This window comes from Petrotoga mexicana DSM 14811, assembly GCF_002895565.1.
Lineage (GTDB): Bacteria > Thermotogota > Thermotogae > Petrotogales > Petrotogaceae > Petrotoga > Petrotoga mexicana.
In genome coordinates, this window is the sequence record NZ_AZRN01000001.1 from 84,278 (window position 1) to 100,549 (window position 16,272).

General features: G+C 32.2%; 21 protein-coding genes. 1 reads left to right on the forward strand and 20 read right to left on the reverse strand.

The genetic code is table 11. The features are described 5' to 3' along the window. Positions 1–65 precede the first annotated feature (65 nt). From X927_RS00450 to X927_RS00540, 20 genes are all read right to left on the reverse strand, one after another. Entirely contained in the window at positions 66–209 is a 144-nt protein-coding gene (locus X927_RS00450) for a hypothetical protein (protein ID WP_245855429.1), read from the reverse strand. A gap of 159 nt (positions 210–368) precedes the next feature. Beyond that, a complete protein-coding gene (locus X927_RS00455) occupies positions 369–1,427 on the reverse strand; it encodes a DUF5700 domain-containing putative Zn-dependent protease (protein ID WP_103076162.1) in 1,059 nt (352 codons plus the stop codon). A 175-nt stretch (positions 1,428–1,602) separates the two neighbouring features. After that, positions 1,603–1,782 carry a hypothetical protein gene (locus tag X927_RS00460; RefSeq protein WP_103076163.1) on the reverse strand — a complete coding sequence of 60 codons (180 nt, stop codon included), beginning with the start codon at positions 1,780–1,782 and terminating at the stop codon, positions 1,603–1,605. A 162-nt stretch (positions 1,783–1,944) separates the two neighbouring features. Continuing rightward, positions 1,945–2,886, reverse strand: a complete 942-nt coding sequence (locus X927_RS00465; protein ID WP_103076164.1) for an ABC transporter ATP-binding protein — start codon at positions 2,884–2,886, stop codon at positions 1,945–1,947. Between the two features lie 15 nt (positions 2,887–2,901). Continuing rightward, positions 2,902–3,663, reverse strand: coding sequence for an ABC transporter permease (locus X927_RS00470; RefSeq protein WP_103076165.1), 762 nt, complete (start codon positions 3,661–3,663; stop codon positions 2,902–2,904). 36 nt (positions 3,664–3,699) lie between these two features. Further along, complete coding sequence (locus tag X927_RS10360) at positions 3,700–3,801, reverse strand: ATP-binding cassette domain-containing protein (RefSeq protein ID WP_281255656.1); 102 nt, start codon at positions 3,799–3,801, stop codon at positions 3,700–3,702. 2 nt (positions 3,802–3,803) lie between these two features. Continuing rightward, positions 3,804–4,037, reverse strand: a complete 234-nt coding sequence (locus X927_RS00480; protein WP_103076166.1) for an ABC transporter transmembrane domain-containing protein — start codon at positions 4,035–4,037, stop codon at positions 3,804–3,806. After that, positions 4,030–5,082 carry an NHL repeat-containing protein gene (locus X927_RS00485; RefSeq protein ID WP_245855430.1) on the reverse strand — a complete coding sequence of 351 codons (1,053 nt, stop codon included), beginning with the start codon at positions 5,080–5,082 and terminating at the stop codon, positions 4,030–4,032. Before X927_RS00485 ends, X927_RS00480 begins: the two co-directional genes overlap by 8 nt. Beyond that, a complete protein-coding gene (locus X927_RS10130) occupies positions 5,072–5,230 on the reverse strand; it encodes a hypothetical protein (protein WP_169925076.1) in 159 nt (52 codons plus the stop codon). Before X927_RS10130 ends, X927_RS00485 begins: the two co-directional genes overlap by 11 nt. Positions 5,231–5,817: 587 nt before the next feature. Continuing rightward, positions 5,818–6,069 (reverse strand): type II toxin-antitoxin system HicA family toxin, encoded by a 252-nt coding sequence (locus X927_RS00490; RefSeq protein ID WP_103076168.1) that lies wholly within the window; start codon positions 6,067–6,069, stop codon positions 5,818–5,820. After that, positions 6,062–6,280: a type II toxin-antitoxin system HicB family antitoxin gene (locus X927_RS00495; RefSeq protein WP_103076169.1), complete on the reverse strand. Its 219-nt coding sequence runs from the start codon at positions 6,278–6,280 to the stop codon at positions 6,062–6,064. Before X927_RS00495 ends, X927_RS00490 begins: the two co-directional genes overlap by 8 nt. Before the next feature lie 117 nt (positions 6,281–6,397). Further along, positions 6,398–7,222, reverse strand: a complete 825-nt coding sequence (locus X927_RS00500; RefSeq protein WP_103076170.1) for an ABC transporter ATP-binding protein — start codon at positions 7,220–7,222, stop codon at positions 6,398–6,400. After that, a complete protein-coding gene (locus X927_RS00505) occupies positions 7,219–7,818 on the reverse strand; it encodes a hypothetical protein (RefSeq protein WP_103076171.1) in 600 nt (199 codons plus the stop codon). The genes X927_RS00500 and X927_RS00505 overlap by 4 nt, the downstream gene beginning before the upstream one ends. Then, positions 7,799–8,167, reverse strand: a complete 369-nt coding sequence (locus X927_RS00510) for a GntR family transcriptional regulator (RefSeq protein ID WP_103076172.1) — start codon at positions 8,165–8,167, stop codon at positions 7,799–7,801. Before X927_RS00510 ends, X927_RS00505 begins: the two co-directional genes overlap by 20 nt. Positions 8,168–8,180: 13 nt before the next feature. Further along, positions 8,181–9,149 carry an energy-coupling factor transporter transmembrane component T family protein gene (locus X927_RS00515; RefSeq protein ID WP_103076173.1) on the reverse strand — a complete coding sequence of 323 codons (969 nt, stop codon included), beginning with the start codon at positions 9,147–9,149 and terminating at the stop codon, positions 8,181–8,183. Positions 9,150–9,233: 84 nt separating this feature from the next. Next, complete coding sequence (locus tag X927_RS00520) at positions 9,234–9,506, reverse strand: hypothetical protein (RefSeq protein ID WP_245855431.1); 273 nt, start codon at positions 9,504–9,506, stop codon at positions 9,234–9,236. After that, the gene (locus X927_RS00525) at positions 9,463–10,554 is read right to left on the reverse strand and encodes a hypothetical protein (protein WP_103076174.1); all 1,092 of its coding nucleotides are present in this window, start codon (positions 10,552–10,554) and stop codon (positions 9,463–9,465) included. The genes X927_RS00520 and X927_RS00525 overlap by 44 nt, the downstream gene beginning before the upstream one ends. Positions 10,555–10,850: 296 nt before the next feature. Further along, positions 10,851–12,599, reverse strand: coding sequence for an ATP-binding cassette domain-containing protein (locus X927_RS00530; protein WP_103076175.1), 1,749 nt, complete (start codon positions 12,597–12,599; stop codon positions 10,851–10,853). Between the two features lie 131 nt (positions 12,600–12,730). Further along, positions 12,731–14,050, reverse strand: a complete 1,320-nt coding sequence (locus X927_RS00535; protein ID WP_103076176.1) for an MFS transporter — start codon at positions 14,048–14,050, stop codon at positions 12,731–12,733. A gap of 48 nt (positions 14,051–14,098) precedes the next feature. Further along, complete coding sequence (locus tag X927_RS00540; RefSeq protein WP_103076177.1) at positions 14,099–15,328, reverse strand: MFS transporter; 1,230 nt, start codon at positions 15,326–15,328, stop codon at positions 14,099–14,101. A 589-nt stretch (positions 15,329–15,917) separates the two neighbouring features. On the opposite strand from X927_RS00540, the gene X927_RS00545 reads away from it, so the two are divergent. Then, entirely contained in the window at positions 15,918–16,247 is a 330-nt protein-coding gene (locus tag X927_RS00545) for a tRNA-binding protein (protein WP_103076178.1), read from the forward strand. The last annotated feature ends 25 nt before the right edge of the window (positions 16,248–16,272 follow it).

Here is a 16,272-nt window from a genome sequence, read left to right on the forward strand (position 1 = left end):
TTCAATCTTGTAAATTTTTTCATATGTTGTTTTTTTCACATAAAGTAAATACTTCAATCAAACATTTACTCTTCTATGTAATCTATAATTTTTTCGTCTGCGTTCCTCATCTTATCTTTTAACTCTTCGGTTAATTGTCTACCGACTCTTTTGCTTAGTAATCTAATTGCAAATTCTTTTCTTTCTTCAAGTTTACCTTCGTTTCTCAATTTTTCCGCTATCGTTATAACTATTTCACCCCTTCCCTACTTTCCCTTCAATGTAGCTTTTGTGTTACATCAGAATGTATATGTAGCCGCTTATTATCCTATATACATTACTACATAGGTATTTATAATTTTTTACCTTTGTTTTATATAGAATACGATTCACATTTTTAAAGCATCTATAATCTTCTGGGACCAACTTTTCAATTCTTCATTATATTTCTTGTTATACGTAATTACTGCTTCATTGTACGTTGAATATAACTTGGTTAAATCTGACATACATTCAAGTAGTCTTTCTTTTCCTTCAACCTTTTCTATCACTACAGAAACTTTCCAACCAACTGTGTACCATGAACCTTGTCCCCCATTATTTGTCATTAATTCAAAACCTTCCTTATATAATTCCTCATTATCAGGAAACTCTTCATTTAATATCTTTAACAAAAAATCCTCTATTTTTGAAAAATCTTCATTAAATCTTTTTATATTAACATCCCACAATTCTTTTTGGATTTTGTAATACTTGTTTGGATGATTATCAGGGCCGCGAGCAGCTGCCAACATTGCAAATCCTTCGGCAAATGCAGTCGTCCATTCTATTAGCATTTGTGCTTGCTTTGATAGGTATTTATATTTTTCAGGTTTATGAACGTTAGCAAAGCCAATATGATGTAGTTCATGTATCAAAGTATTTTCCATTTTTTCTTTTGAGATATCCGGTGTTAAATTCAAAAACAAAACTAACGTATTTTCAATTGTATGTACAAAGCTATTATTTAAAGGTTTTATAACAGGAATAATATAGGTTTCAATTTTTGCATCTTTCGGAAGATAATTTTTGGTATCAAGAATAATACGTTCTATATCGATTGATTTAAACAACTTATAAGCTCTCAAAAAATTTTCGTAATCTTTCAGAGGTCTTTCAAGTATAAAACTTTCTATATCACTGGATTTGGAGATCCCGTGAGATCTCAAAAAATTTTCGTATTTACTAACTTGACCCTCACCCAGCAAAAATGACTTAAAATCACTTTCATTAGTTTCTTTTATCTTTAATTTTTCATACATATCATCGTCTCTTTTTGCTAACCACTGATATCCTTTGCTTAAAAATAAATCTTCCCAATCAGATTGTGTGATAGCCTCGTTATTATGCATTTTTCCTAATATTTTCAGGACACATTCTACTTGATCGTAAATAAAATTCACACTCATAATCCACACTCCTCATATAATATTTATTACTGATTTCAGAATCTCTAACCCTTCTTTAGGGCTCTTTCACCCCGCTCCTAACAATATCCCACATTCGATCGTATTTTATTCCATCATATTTCCTTTTCTCTTTTAACTTTTTTAATGGTTTAAAAGCTTCCTATTTCTTTATTTTTTATGGTAGAGAAACCTCAAAGAAATATCTCTTAAGGTCCCTGTGGTTGTATATGTAGAGGATATTTTTCCCATCGGCATTTACATTTTTATCAAAGGCAAACTTCGGATAGTAGAGCAAATTTGGGCTATTTATATATAATCTTATATTCAGATCTTCATCTAATACGAATATTTCCATTTCTCCTTGAATCTATGAAATACACTAAGCCGTTCTCTGACAAAAGATACACATTACCTTTTTGAGTAACTATATCCAATATTTCGTTTTCATTGTCATGTAGATTAACAACAAAGCTTTCATCCTACTTTCTCTGTTTTTCAAATAAAAGAAGAATTCGATTCAACTGTTACTCCCATTAGTATATGAAATGAATATCTTTTCGAAATTCACCATTTGTTTTTCTATGCTCACTATTTCTACATTACGTGATTTGAAAAAATCAATAACCTCATATAATTCTGAAGATGTTTTGAAGTCAACTGTAAGGTCGTAAACGTTACTCTCTTTTGTCAATTCTGTAATGCCAATTTTATCAAGTTCTCTTTCTAAGGTATCTTCTGATCTTACTTTAATCTTGTAACCTGTTGCACTGAATACATCCATTAGCTTTTTCTTATCTTCACACACAACTATTTTCCCATTGTTTATTATCGCAACTCTATCCGCTATTTCTTCAACTAATGCCATATCATGAGTAGAAAGTAAAATGCTCTTTCCTCTTTCTTTCACGTTTGTTAACAATCTTCTAAATTCTACATTAGAAATTACGTCGAGTCCAAGAGTAGGTTCATCCAATAGCAGAACATCAGTATCCACTGCTAAACAAACAGCTAGGGCTGTTTTTTGCTGCATTCCCCTTGAAAGTGTATAAACCACTTCGTTGGCTTTTTCTTTAATTCCCAAAAAATCTAAAATATCTAAGGCTTCATTTTTCGATATCTTTTTCCCCCTGATCCCAACAAAATACTGTATATTTTCAATTGGGGTTAACCTGTGATAAAGGTTCCTACTCCCTTCCAAAACTACACTTATCTGTTTAAGAGCTTTAGACCTTTCTGTTTTCAAATCATAATCTTTTATTTTTATCTTTCCTTCATCGAAAACAAGAAGGCCACATATACTTTTGATAGTAGTTGTTTTTCCTGCACCATTTGGGCCAAGGAGTGCGAAGATCTCTCCTTCTTTTACATGAAAGGAAATCTTATCTACTGCTGTAAGCATTTCTTTTGAAGTTCTTTGTGGGTATCTTTTTAGTAAATCATTAACTTCAATAACGTTCATCTATTTCACCACCCTTTAATATTGTCCCAGAGTTCCTCTAACCATGGCACGTTTTTCAAAACCCCTGAATATAATTATTCCTACCAAAAGAAATAAAGCTGCAGTTATCCACAAAATAACGTGGTCTTGAATAGGGAACTGATAAAAATTTGTTCCTGTAACCGCCATTCTTCTCATCATCCCTGTTGCTTTTACCATTGGCAAAAGTTCAAACCAAAGAGCATCAACTTCAAACATTAAAATTGCTAGGAAAGCAAAAGTACATATTTGAATGAATGAAGAAATCTTTTTAAATATCAAAGCCATTCCTCCCAGAATTAAACCGACACCAACCGCACTAATAGAACCAAGAATAATTAAATAGAGGAGAGTAAAAAGGTCGAAATTCAAAGTTCTTCCTGTTGTAAAAGCTGCTAAATACATTAAAGGTACTATCATTAGAACGTTTATACAAAAATCACTTATCACATGAAAAATCATTTGAAACTCAAATTTTACTGGAGACATAAACAGTTGTTCCAAAGTTCCTCTTTCTGCCTCTTGAATTATCCAGTATGAAACACCTTGGAACGAAGCTAAAAACATTATCCACATGAAATAACTCACAATGATTCCATCTATGGTATCTCCGAAATTAGGTCCACTTGCTATCTTAAATCCAAAAAATATAAGATAGAAGATGATGAAAAGTATTATGAATGAAGAAACTGTGTCAAAAAAATATCTCTTCATTTCAATAAAATTTTTCTTGAAATTTGCAACAAAAGCATTTACCATCCTTCATCCCTCCATTTAATAATAAAATTAGTTCTCTTACGCATATAGAAAACTCACCATTGTACTTTTGCCGGATCCACTCGTTCCTACCAACGCTATCTTTTCGTTTTTTCCAACGGTGAGATTTATGTTTTTCAAAACTATCTCGTTTCTATAATATTTATCCCTTCAATCTTTTCTCTCAGACTTTCCATGACCTTACTGTATTCTTTTCTTTCCTTCTTTGAAGCATCTAATACCCTTTTATTGAAATGGTTTAATACCCAGTAATATAACGGTATCATAGCAATAACCAACAAAGTAAACTGCCAACTAAAAAAGGTTGCATATGAATATGAACCAAATATTTTATTTCTTGTATTTTTGTTATTCATCTTTTAGTTTTTCTATTATTGGTAAAGTTTGATATATCTGGTAGTTTTCTTTAGTAACTAATATTAAAAATCCTCTGTGCGCCAGCAATTTTATCGGTTCCTCTGTAAATGGTTCCTCGTGAAATATTTTAGCTGAATATTTTCCATCATCTTCTTCAACAAGTACAGCCATTTTAAGCTTGTTGTCTGATATAGAATGGTAAAGTATGAAGATATTCCCTAATGAATCGATAGCAAAACTGATAATCTCATCATCTTTCAATTCTTCTACAAATATTGCCTTAAAAAATCCTTGGGGGTAAATGTATTGAAAAATATGGTTTGAAGAATCTCTAACAAATAAACTTCTTTCAAAAGTTAAAACTTCTTCAAATTGTCGGGCATCTATACCCTCGTATTTTATTCCTCCTGTTGCAGGAAATGAAGAAATAATCTCACCTGAGATCGTCATCATGATAATTTCATTTTTCTTTTTATCGATAAGCCAAAAATCTTCTTTCTTTAAAGATCCATTTTGAATAAATACATTAGTAGGCGGGGAAAGTAATAAGTCATTTTTTGAATCAATTCCTACGTCTATTGTATTGACTAAATCCCCCTCTAAAGAGAAAACAACTACTTCCTTTATTTTTTCCGAATAACCAACAAAGTACTCTGAACCTTCACCTGGTATCCATCCTAATTTTACAAAGATTAAGTTACTTAATTCGTAATCTTGATATTCTTCTTTCGGAAATGTGTGAGCAATACTGTGTGGTGCATAATTATCAGGTTTGATAACTGAGTAGATTTCGATAAAATTTTCCACAAGGAGGTTATCTGGATCTGAGTAAACATAAAACTTATTATCATAAAAAGAAAATGCATCAGTAATTGGAGAAGGATTATCAACGGCTAAAGTAAGAGACAAAGTATGAGATGGAGAAATATTCATAAACATATTCTCCTTTTCTTCCTTTGTTTCGTTAGCAAATAAACTGCGAACACTAAAAGCGGTAAACACGAATAAAAGAACAAATAACAGCATCCTCTTTTCAATAATCATTTTCATTAAACCTCCTCTCCTTTTTTACTTCCTTCCTTTTATTTCCCCTCTTTTTTATTCTTCTGATTTTTTTGCTTGTTGAAATAATTTTAAAGTTCTTATCTTTCACTACAACCATTTTAATAATTATGAAACCCCAACCAAGCATTTACCCTACTTCTTCCACAACGCTTACAACTGACCATCTTTTGATTTTTTTAAAAAGCACTTGTTACATGCAATTTTCATCCTTCCTAATTTTATTATACACTTTTCCATATGATTTTCAACTGTTTTTTTAATTGGATTCAAATATACATTAATAAAGTATTACAGAGATCGGTCGAAAAATACTTATGTTAAAATTATTTACGATGGTTTTTATCAGATGTAATGCATTTGTCTTTCTTTTAGTTATTATAAGAGAATTATGATATAATGAAATTTAGAAAAAATACAGAATTTTCAAGTGGTGTTAACATTCCAAAGGAAGGGCTTTTGAAGTAAATTTTATTTTATATTTTTGTTGCTATTGGGTAAAAAACTTTCTGCTATTTCTTTTTATGTTTTTGAAGGGGAAGAAAGAGAAGAGTTTGTAGAAATTATCGGCAATTTTTAATTGAAAAACGCCCATTTTGGGCGTCTTTTTTGATTCTATCATTAGTTTTGCGATCAATTTTGCAAATGTAGTTTTATCTTTAATTTCAAATTCTTCAAGTGATAAAGACTGGTTGTTTAGGTTTAGAAAAGAATTTTTTATTTTTTGAAAATTTCTTCTACCAGCTGCTCTTTCGTGATTTTTAAGTATTCTGAGACATCTCTTAATATGTTATTTAACGTACCTATTTTAAGAAATTTGTGATCAGGTATGGTTATGTTATGCGAATACCCCATATATTCGGAATTCAATCTTAAATGGCTTCCTGTCTTTCTTAAAATTTTATAATTATATTTTCGAAGTAGATCTGCTAATTCTTTTCCTGAGATATTTCTTGGAATTTTAGACATATTTGAATGTCTCTTCTTTTACAATATGCAATCTTATAATATCGGGAACATCTTCTTCTTTATCAAAGTGACATTTTATAGCATCTTTAATATTTTCTTTCAGCTCATCTAAGGTTGATCCTTCTGTAAAGATTGATTCTCCCAAAGCCCTTGCATTATATCCACCTTCTGGGTCTTCTTCTACTATAAATATTATTTCTTTGACTTTCATCAGATTCATCCCCTTTTATTTTCTAGTTTCTGATAATATTATATCATATGGGGAAAAATTGTCAGAAAAGCATCCATTCTTTGTTTTTGTCTTTTTGAAAAGGGAGAAATAGAACCGTTATTTTTTAACTTCAAAAGGGGTGAAAGCTTGGATACTTCTTAAATATCCAAGAACAATTTCGTTAAATGTCGCAAATCTTCCAATCTCTTCTTCAGTTTTTACCAACACCTCTTCTTCAAAGTTAGATACAACTTCACCAGTTGGAATAGGTTCACCTTTTCTTATCATCCTGTGCTTTTCTTTAGCAGAATCCATATCATCTGTATATAATATTTTACCTTCTTTTATAATTGCAAAAGATGACGATATTTCCTCGAGTTCGTATATTTCGTGAGAAGATATGATTATCGTCTTGTTCGTTTCATTTGCATAATTTCTTAAAATTTTTAAAGCCTCCGATCTTATAACGGGATCAAGGTTCTGAGTTGGTTCATCTAAGAGCAAAAGATCGGCGTTACTGGATATTGTTAGTGCCAAATAAAACAATGTTTTCATACCCATTGAATATCTTTCCACTTTTTGGTTTATGTCGAAGTTGTAATGTAAAACAAAATTAGAAAATGTTTCCTCATTGAAGTTAGGATACAACATACCCCAAATTTTCAGGTAATCACTTCCTTTAAAATTAGAAAATGTCAATCTATCTTCTGTCATTACTGAAACCTTTGTTTTTATCTTAGGGGTTATTTTTTCAGAAAAAAGCTTTATCTCACCGTTGTTTGGTTTCAACTCCCCGTATAGACATCTCAAAGTTGTTGTTTTCCCTGCACCATTGGGACCTATTAGAGAAAAGATTTCACCCTCATTTACATTAAAATTGATCTTGTTCAATATCGGTTTTGAATTGAAACTTTTAACTAAGTCTTTCACTTCTACTATCATTTTTGTACACCTCTTTTTTCAAACAGATATAAAGATAAGAGTAAAAGAAACACAGAAAATATCAAACTTGCCCAAACATTTCCTTGGTTCGACGGGCTAATATATTTGTAGGGATTTACAGCATAACTGGAACCAATTTTCCCAAGTATCCAATCAGCGATCAATATCAAAAATGGTATTCCAAATGTATCTCCCCCTAATGTAACAGAGATTATAATAATGGCAAAATAAGCCGTTGCAAATATTATGACACTCAAGATCTTTAAAAGTGCTATTGATAAGTACAAACTTCCAAAGTTAAAAAAGGCTAGCCCGATAGAACTAGGTATAACTATCAATAGTAGGGAAAGTACATAAGATGAGAAAAATACCTCTCTGTATGAATAAGGAAGGGATATTATAAGGGAGAACTTTCCGTTTCTTAAATCATGTCCGATCATGTTTGTAAGGAAAAGGAATATGAAAAATAACGTTAAAAACGGTATATCAAAGGTTATGAAAAATAAAAAAATCAAAGAGAATATAAATATTCTTCCACTTTTTTCAGTAAACTCTTTTTGAAAATAAACTTCCAACTTATTCAGAAAATTGACCATCTTTCCAAACCTCCTCCAAAATTAATTTTATAGTTTCTAAGTCTATGTCTTCCTTTTTTAATTTTTCTACACAATTTCTAATCTCATCAACAATGCCTTTTTTTAAATCTATATTCTTTGAAACAAAAAAACCTATTCCATGTTGGGCTTCTATGTATCCTGATGTTTCTAACTTGTCTAAAGCTTTTAAAATCGTGTTGATGTTGACTTTGAAAACTGTACTCAACTCCCTAACAGGTGGTAATTGATCACCTTCTTTTAGATTTCCCATAATTATTTCCTTTTTTATTTGGTTCATTATTTGTAAATAAGATGGTATCCCACTGTGTTTATCTACTTCATACAGCATATTTACAACCCTTTCAATATTTTTTTCTTCTGATCTTAATTCTGCCTTGGGTATCGAGCTTTAACCTTCCTTCATTATCCGAAGGTTCTAGAAGTTCTAGATCACCATAAGCCCCTTTAATTGATAAATACCTCGTACCTACCCATTTATCCATGTATTTTATGGTACCTGTCAATGTTGCGCCGTTAATATAAATATGTTCTGCGTTAATTACTGAGAGATCAATTTCCATACCAGCACCGTTTAGTGTTAACTCACTTGCATCTACTAAGCCATGCCAACTAATCCCTGATGCATTAATTTCAGCTTGGTCTACGTGTACATTACCACCTAAACTTAAACCTGCAGAATTTATCGAAAGATTACTCGCTTCAAGTGTTACATTGAAATCAAGCCCAGTGGTATTTAAATCAAAATTTTCTAATTCTAAATTCCCTACTACATTTAAACCTGTTGAGTTTATTCTTATGTTCTTGTAGGGTACTTTTGAGCCAATTACTATGATATATTTTTGATCTTGAACGTCTGATGTTAAAGTTAAAGTATCTTCATTTCTCATACGATTAATTTGACTAGGAATGTAGATCTGATCAGACGTTTCATCAAAAATTATTTCATAATTTATTCCTTCAATTTGTAAATTTTCAGCCCTTTCTATGTAGATATCAGGTTGGATTTCTTCAGTATTAGAATTGTAGCTATAACCGTTTTGGTTATATTCTTCCCAGTTGAAAATATTATTCCATAAATTATCCCAATCTATATGCGAGTCTATAAAATAAGAAAATATACTTGCTGGTATCACAAATAAAACTACCGCTAAAATAACAAACAAAATTTTAAAGCTTTTCAGGTTAAGAGCCAGAAAAACAATCGCAACTGTCGAGAAAATGATTTTCAAAAAGAAGGAAGGTATAAAAAGAGCCGAAATACCGAAAACAGCTGCAAAGACAAGCTTTAACAAATAATTGTACCTGGACATTTACAATCACCCCCAATGTTTTGTTGTTATATTTAACTATAACACATATTGTATAAAAAGTCAACTTTTTGAGTTAAATAATATCTAATACTCTATCAAACTACCTGTTTCTCTTGCTTTGTTGAAACCAAATCTGAATAACAACAATCCCAAAGGAATCGTCAGTAAACTCATGATGATCAAAACTATTATTTCATTCTTCACATCAACAAAGGTGGCCCCTGTTAGTAAAGACTTCCTCAATGCACTTAAAGCATACGTGGATGGTATCCCACTATGTTTATCTACTTCATACAGCATATTTACAACCCTTTCAATATTTTTTTCTTCTGATCTCAATTCTGTCTTGGGTATCAAGGTCCAACCTTCCTTCATTATCCGAAGGTTCTAGAATATCTAGTTCACCAGAAGTCCTGTCAATTGATAAATACCTGGTACCTACCCATTTATCCATGTATTTTATGGTACCGTTCAATGTAGTCCCGTCAATATAGATATGTTCTGCGTTAATTACTGAGAGATCAATATCCATACTAGTGCCGTCTAGCTTTAACTCTTCGGCATCTACTAAGCCCTCCCAATTAATTCTTGTTGCATCGATTTCAGCATTGCCCACATGTATATCACCATCAAAACTTAAACTTCCAGAATCTAGCTTTAACTCTTCGGCATCTACTAAACCCTCCCAACTAGTTCCTGTTGAATCGATTTCAGCGTTGCCCACGTGTATCTCACCATCAATATCTAAACTTGTAGAATTTATCGAAAGATTACTCGCTTCAAGTGTTACATTGAAATCAAGCCCAGTGGTATTTAAATCAAAATTTTCTACTTCTAAATTTCCCTCTACATTCAAACCTGTTGAGTTTATCCTTATGTTCTTGTAGGGTACTTTTGAGCCAATTACTATGATCACTTTTGGAGTAAAATTTTGATATTTAATGTGTGATGTTAATGTTAATGTATTTCCGTTTCTCCTATGATTAATTTGACTAGGAATGTAGACCTGGTCAGACGTTTCATCAAAAATTATTTCTAAATTTATTCCTTCAATTTGTAAATTTTCAGCCCTTTCTATGTAGATATCGGGTTGGATTTCTTCAGTATTAGAATTGTAGCTATAATCGTTTTGGTTATAAAATTCTTCCCCATTGAAAATATTACTCCATAAATTATCCCAATCAAGCTGTGAACCTATAAAATTAGAAAATATACTTGCTGGAATCACAAATAAAACTACCGCTAAAATAACAAACAAAATTTTAAAGCTTTTCAGGTTAAGAGCCAGAAAAACAATCGCAACTGTCGAAAAAATGATTTTCAAAAAGAAGGAAGGTATAAAGAGAGCCGAAATACCGAAAACAATTGCAAAGACAAGCTTTAACAAATAATTGTACCTGGACATTTACAATCACCCCCAATGTTTTGTTGTTATATTTAACTATAACACATATTGTACAAAAAAGTCAACTTTTTGTGTTTTAATTTTATAATTCAACACCGATCAACAAAACAACAAAAAATCCCTTCATCCTCTATCACCCCGCATTAAATCATATTAAATGTCCGTGAAAAAGATTGGTTAGCTCAGAGACATAAATACATTGCAACCAATTCCTTATTTAAATGACTATTATTTATCATCTAGTACGTAAGTTTCTATTTTTTCTACCCTTACTTTTTGAAAGAGATCCAAAAAATTTATTCCCTCTTCTTTCGTCCGATCTCGTTAGCACTTGATAGATAGCTTTCAATTATTCCTTTGAAAGTATCATCTCCGGCCATAAGCTCACTAAAGCTACCTGTCGCTGCAACCGTTCCATTTTTTAACACAAATACCCTATTTGCAAGACTAATAACATTTGGTTTATGGGAAATAATAATCCCAGAACGTGTGGATAAATAACCTTCAAGTTTTTCAAGTAAAATACTTTCGTTTATGGTATCTAGATTAGTAAGTGGTTCGTCAACCACCACTACATCTTTTTCAGCGTAAAATAACCTTGCAAGTTGTATCCGTTGTTTTTCACCGCCCGAAACAAAACTACCTCCTTCTCCTAAAAGTCTTCCTTTTAAATGATCCAATCTAAGATCATCAATTACTTTTTCCAATCGTTTCTCTTCTAACTTTCTTCCCATAACGATATTGCTTTCAAGCGTTTCATTGAAAATCCCAACAGTTTGAGAGTAATATCCAACATATTTGAACACTGCCAGGGGGTAGGTCCCTTTTAATTCATTACCTAGGATTCTTACTTCTCCTTCATAGTTTTGCTCTAATCCAAGTAGTATATTGAGTAAAGTGGATTTTCCTTCTCCTGATAAGCCTACAATAGCAATTGTTTCCCCATGCTGAACTTTTAAGGAAATTTTTTTTAGAAATGTTTTATCAGGTTCAAAGCCAAAACTGACATCTTTCAGACTATATACGGGGGCCATTGGAACCGGAAATATTTCATGCTTCGTGTAATTCTTTTGTGCATGTTCTGCTTCGTCGAAATAATTAAGGATGGTATCAAGATTTGCAGAAACACGTACTGCAATTCGGGCCAATTCCCTAAATAGGTATAAAGGTTCCGTCACAAAGGAAAAATATGTCCACAATGCCCATATTGTTCCAACGGTCATACGTCCATTAATTACTAAAAAACTTCCATATACCAAGATTATTAGACGAGAAAAATAATCTGGCAGATCAACCATCAATTTGTCAAACCTTGATCTTGGTATTTCTGCTTCCACCACTGAGTCTGTAATCTTTTGGTATATTCTTTCATATTCATTTTCACGTTTTGATTTTGCTTCTCCAGCAAAGATTTCATGGAGATTTTCGAAAGTTTCAACTATGAAATTCGTTGCTTGTCTCATTAATTCATACCCTCGGGAGTAAGGGCGATGGCTTACTCGATCAATAATATTTGTGTATATACCTACAATCGCCACATTCACCACAAACAAGAAGAAAAAGAATTTACTCCAAGCGAAAACCATTACCAAAATTAGTACCATACGTATAAGCACAAAAATGTTGCGAATAAAACCATAATCAAGAACGACAAAAGCTTCGTTAAGTTGATTATTAATCAAAGAGGCATAGTATGCCGAACCTTGTTGCTTAAGTTTTTTCCAAGGGAAAAAGAAAGAGAGTTTGAAAATACGATTTGATAGATCCGCGGCAGCTTTGAATTTTTCACGTAAATAAATTTGGTCGCCAATGTAGGTTAAGATAAACGAGGCAGTGTATAAGATCGCTAAAAGATAAATGGAGTTCCATTCCATTTGCATATTTATTGTTAACCCGTCTATGATGGTTCTTACCAGCAATGGAATGAAAAAACCGAATACAACTGATGATGTTGCAAGGAAGCCACCAATCAATATGGGTATAAGCCTTCGTTTTCCAATCAAAGAATAAAAAGATAATATCTTACGCAAGTTTGTTAAATTCATTTCTCCTCCTCTATAAGTGGAAATCATGTTTAAAGGAAAAGAGAGGACACTACGCCCTTAGCTAGGTAAACTTAATTTAACTCGAGATTAATTAACCCATATTTTCGGGAAAAAATCGGGTTCTCTTTTTCTTAATCTAAAACTGCATCTGGATTATTTTCTTCTAGGTTCATTACTACTTTATTAAATAGCATTAAAACACAAACGACACATAAAATCAAACCAGATAGAATGAACATAAGTCCTATCCCCCTGTTTTTCCCAACACCTATTAAAGAGCCAATCCACGTATTCGCTAATGTGCCTCCATCTATAAGAAGTGGATTGAATACTTTTTCTGCCAAAACACCTGATAATACAATTGCAACTGGAGTTATAATTTTCAAAAGTCCATCTATCACAGCGCCCACTCTACCCAAAACTTTACCCTCAATTTTTAGCTGCATTATGGTACCAAGTGTCGCATTTGTGAATGGAACAGGCAACATAAATATGAAAAATCCCACACCAATTATATACCAAAGAGGCGATACACCCATCACACACAAACCTATACCTGATAGTATGAGTCCAGTAAATATCGCTTTTACCCTATTTTTAATAGTTGGTATAACACTTGCAACTAACCCTCCTAAAACTAATGCTATTCCCGATATGGAATTTACCATCCCATAAATTACGGAATTATAATTACCCATTATTATTGGTCCCACAAGCACAATACATAAATTAGCTATAAAGTTTAACAGGGCAAATACAGCTATGAGTGAGAAAAAACCTTGTTTTCCTTTTAAATAGGTAAGGGTATATTTAAAATCATTGATTATATTACCCATATTTACCCTTTTATCTTCGATAACAGGCTGTGGGATTTTTTGTGATAGGACTGTTCCTATTGCTACAAAGAATGTTATAAAATCGATTGTTAATAAACCTGATAAACCAATTAAAGGGTATAGGGCTCCTGCTACTACAGGGGCTATTATATTTTGAATGGAGGGGATTAATTGCATCATTCCATTTGCCCTACCAAGGTTTTTCTTAGGAACAATTTCTGGAATAGAGGCAGTGAATGCAGGACCTTGAAACGTCCCAAATACTGCAGATATGAAGTTAATAGGGAAAATCATCCATAGTTTCATTTGCCCCGTTATAAGCAATATGATCATAAACATTTTTAAAAGTGCGTCAAATGCGTCTGTGAATATAATTATATTTTTCCTGTTTTTCCTATCAGCGACTGTTCCTGCGATCGGTGCAAAGATTATCCCTGGTAAAATCCGCATTAAAACAGTCATAGTGAAAGTCATTGCACTTCCAGTTGCTTCTAAAACCCAGACAGATAACCCAAAAGTTGTCAAACCAGAACCTAAAATAGAGACGAATTGCCCTATCCAAATTATCATAAATTTTTTCATGGATTTTTCTTGGTCTAACTTTTTTTGATTCATCCCTTTTAACCTCCTGATAATACCTTATGAAAACAAGCATTAATTTCACTAATTTGATTCCTCAACATTCTCAATCACTTCTCTCACAGTTCTTATTTTTGTACCAATTTTGATTAATAGAGTAATAGTAATAATGCTTCCTATAAAGGCTAACAACCAATTGTAGCGAAAACCTATTTGATCCGCAATATAACCACTTACCAAAGGGATAGTGAAACCAAACAAGGATCCAGCAGCAGAAATAGCTGAAATATAAGATGCTCTCCTCTCACTTGGAATGAGATCGTGAACCCATACTGAACTTGCACTCTTATCTATGCCCAATCCCAATTCTATTAAACTGGCTCCTAAGTAGAAAGCAACAATTGAAGCGTGAGAAGCGATTGTAATAGAACCAATTGCAATTAAACTTTGCCCCATTATTGATACTTTCACACCTTCAAAACGCTTTAGAAGTATGCCTGCTAAACTATTTCCAACGGCTAAAACTACAAGAAAAATAGCCATTGTAAAACCTAAGTATGCAGTAGGCAATTTAAGCTCTTTGACCATATATAATTGCCATATCATTACAAAGGTCTGAAATGCAATTATTCCTGTCATAGAGTAAATCAAAATTAATCTCATTGTGGTACTTTTAAAAATATCAATTGTGTTTCGAACAAGGGCTTTCCTAAATGAAATTGCCCTATCTCCGTAATTTTCATTTAAAATGAAAATAAGAATGATCGATGTCCCAAGTGCCATTATACCAGCAACCAATAAGGGAAAATCCGGACGACCAATTGCAAGAACAGAGGACAATAAAGCTACAATAGCTCCGAATATTAGTGAAATTGCATTTGCATTCGGAAACACTTTCGCTTTTAAATGTGCTCGACCTTCTTTAGTAATTTCATCTACAAACCAAGCTCCCGGAGTGCCGCTAATCAATGCAACACCGGCTGCCCAAAATAAAATACTCAAGATAAAAGTGAATAGATTATTTGCTTGGAAAAATACCAGTAAACCAATGGACCATATAAAAAATCCTAACACTAACGATCTTTTCCGACCGTATTTATCAGCAATGTTTCCAGTTGGAAAGTCTAATACACTTAACGCTATTGAAGCAATCGCTAATACCTGTCCGATCTGAAATGAGGTTAATCCCCTTATACCCATATGAGCAACATATACAGTGCCGAATAATTTATCAATACTTTCGTAAAGTATAATAATAAAATAATATTTCATTATTGTAGAGTCAAGTCTGATTGATTTACCAAAACGCCCCATACATTTTATCCTCCGGTTTTTATAAAATTACTGCCTTTAAAAATTCTAAAACTTAATATCTGTTCCCTTTGCCTCCGTTCATCACAGCATTTTCTTTTTCTTATTCAACCATCAGTTTTTTACCAAAGATATCTACGAATGTGAAACTTGCTCCCCACCCTTCTAAAGATCTTAATTTTATTATATACTTTTTCATATGGTTTTCAACTGTTTTTTTAATTGGCTTCAAATATGCATTGATAAACTATTACAGAGATCAGTCAAAAAATAGTTACGTTAAAATATTTACGATTTTTTTGCCGAATATACTGTTTTTGCCATTTCTTTTACTTATTATAAGAGAGTTATGATATAATGAACTTAAGAAAAAAATATAGAAGCTTCGAGAGTTGTTAATATTCCAAAGAAAAGTTTTTGAAGTGAATTTTATTTTATATTTTTGTTGCTAGTGAGTAAAGAAAAAAGGGGTTGAGAAATAAACATTAAACTATTGTGTGAAATTGTGAATAAAGAACAGTTTATAAATTCAATTTTGGATTATATATCGAAGGTATTTTATAATGAGTTGTAAACAAAGGAGCGAAGGAAGTTGATTCAATACGAAGATTTTGCAAAAGTTGAGATGAGAGTAGGGAAAATTATACAAGTTGGTGACTTTCCAAAAGCAAGAAAGCCTGCTTATCAACTTACCATCGATTTTGGAGAGTATGGATTAAAACATTCAAGCGCTCAAATTACAGAGGTATATAAAAAAGAGGAACTTTTAAATCGACTTGTCATTGCGGTTACCAATTTCCCACCAAAGCAGATTGCTAATTTTATTTCAGAAGTTCTTGTATTGGGAGTAAATAACGAAAAAGGACAGGTTGTTTTACTGCATCCCGATAAAGAGGTCCCTTTAGGGGAAAGAGTGTACTAAAAGATTGGTAAAGAGTTTTCTTTTT

What these genes read in the sequence shown, in the direction of transcription:
- X927_RS00455 (WP_103076162.1), bottom strand. Translation starts at nt 1,427, where the DNA reads ATGAGTGTGAATTTTATTTACGATCAAGTAGAATGTGTCCTGAAAATA.
- X927_RS00460 (WP_103076163.1), bottom strand. Translation starts at nt 1,782, where the DNA reads ATGGAAATATTCGTATTAGATGAAGATCTGAATATAAGATTATATATA.
- X927_RS00465 (WP_103076164.1), bottom strand. Translation starts at nt 2,886, where the DNA reads ATGAACGTTATTGAAGTTAATGATTTACTAAAAAGATACCCACAAAGA.
- X927_RS00470 (WP_103076165.1), bottom strand. Translation starts at nt 3,663, where the DNA reads ATGGTAAATGCTTTTGTTGCAAATTTCAAGAAAAATTTTATTGAAATG.
- X927_RS00480 (WP_103076166.1), bottom strand. Translation starts at nt 4,037, where the DNA reads ATGAATAACAAAAATACAAGAAATAAAATATTTGGTTCATATTCATAT.
- X927_RS00485 (WP_245855430.1), bottom strand. Translation starts at nt 5,082, where the DNA reads ATGATTATTGAAAAGAGGATGCTGTTATTTGTTCTTTTATTCGTGTTT.
- X927_RS10130 (WP_169925076.1), bottom strand. Translation starts at nt 5,230, where the DNA reads ATGCTTGGTTGGGGTTTCATAATTATTAAAATGGTTGTAGTGAAAGAT.
- X927_RS00490 (WP_103076168.1), bottom strand. Translation starts at nt 6,069, where the DNA reads ATGTCTAAAATTCCAAGAAATATCTCAGGAAAAGAATTAGCAGATCTA.
- X927_RS00495 (WP_103076169.1), bottom strand. Translation starts at nt 6,280, where the DNA reads ATGAAAGTCAAAGAAATAATATTTATAGTAGAAGAAGACCCAGAAGGT.
- X927_RS00500 (WP_103076170.1), bottom strand. Translation starts at nt 7,222, where the DNA reads ATGATAGTAGAAGTGAAAGACTTAGTTAAAAGTTTCAATTCAAAACCG.
- X927_RS00505 (WP_103076171.1), bottom strand. Translation starts at nt 7,818, where the DNA reads ATGGTCAATTTTCTGAATAAGTTGGAAGTTTATTTTCAAAAAGAGTTT.
- X927_RS00510 (WP_103076172.1), bottom strand. Translation starts at nt 8,167, where the DNA reads ATGCTGTATGAAGTAGATAAACACAGTGGGATACCATCTTATTTACAA.
- X927_RS00515 (WP_103076173.1), bottom strand. Translation starts at nt 9,149, where the DNA reads ATGTCCAGGTACAATTATTTGTTAAAGCTTGTCTTTGCAGCTGTTTTC.
- X927_RS00525 (WP_103076174.1), bottom strand. Translation starts at nt 10,554, where the DNA reads ATGTCCAGGTACAATTATTTGTTAAAGCTTGTCTTTGCAATTGTTTTC.
- X927_RS00530 (WP_103076175.1), bottom strand. Translation starts at nt 12,599, where the DNA reads ATGAATTTAACAAACTTGCGTAAGATATTATCTTTTTATTCTTTGATT.
- X927_RS00535 (WP_103076176.1), bottom strand. Translation starts at nt 14,050, where the DNA reads ATGAATCAAAAAAAGTTAGACCAAGAAAAATCCATGAAAAAATTTATG.
- X927_RS00540 (WP_103076177.1), bottom strand. Translation starts at nt 15,328, where the DNA reads ATGGGGCGTTTTGGTAAATCAATCAGACTTGACTCTACAATAATGAAA.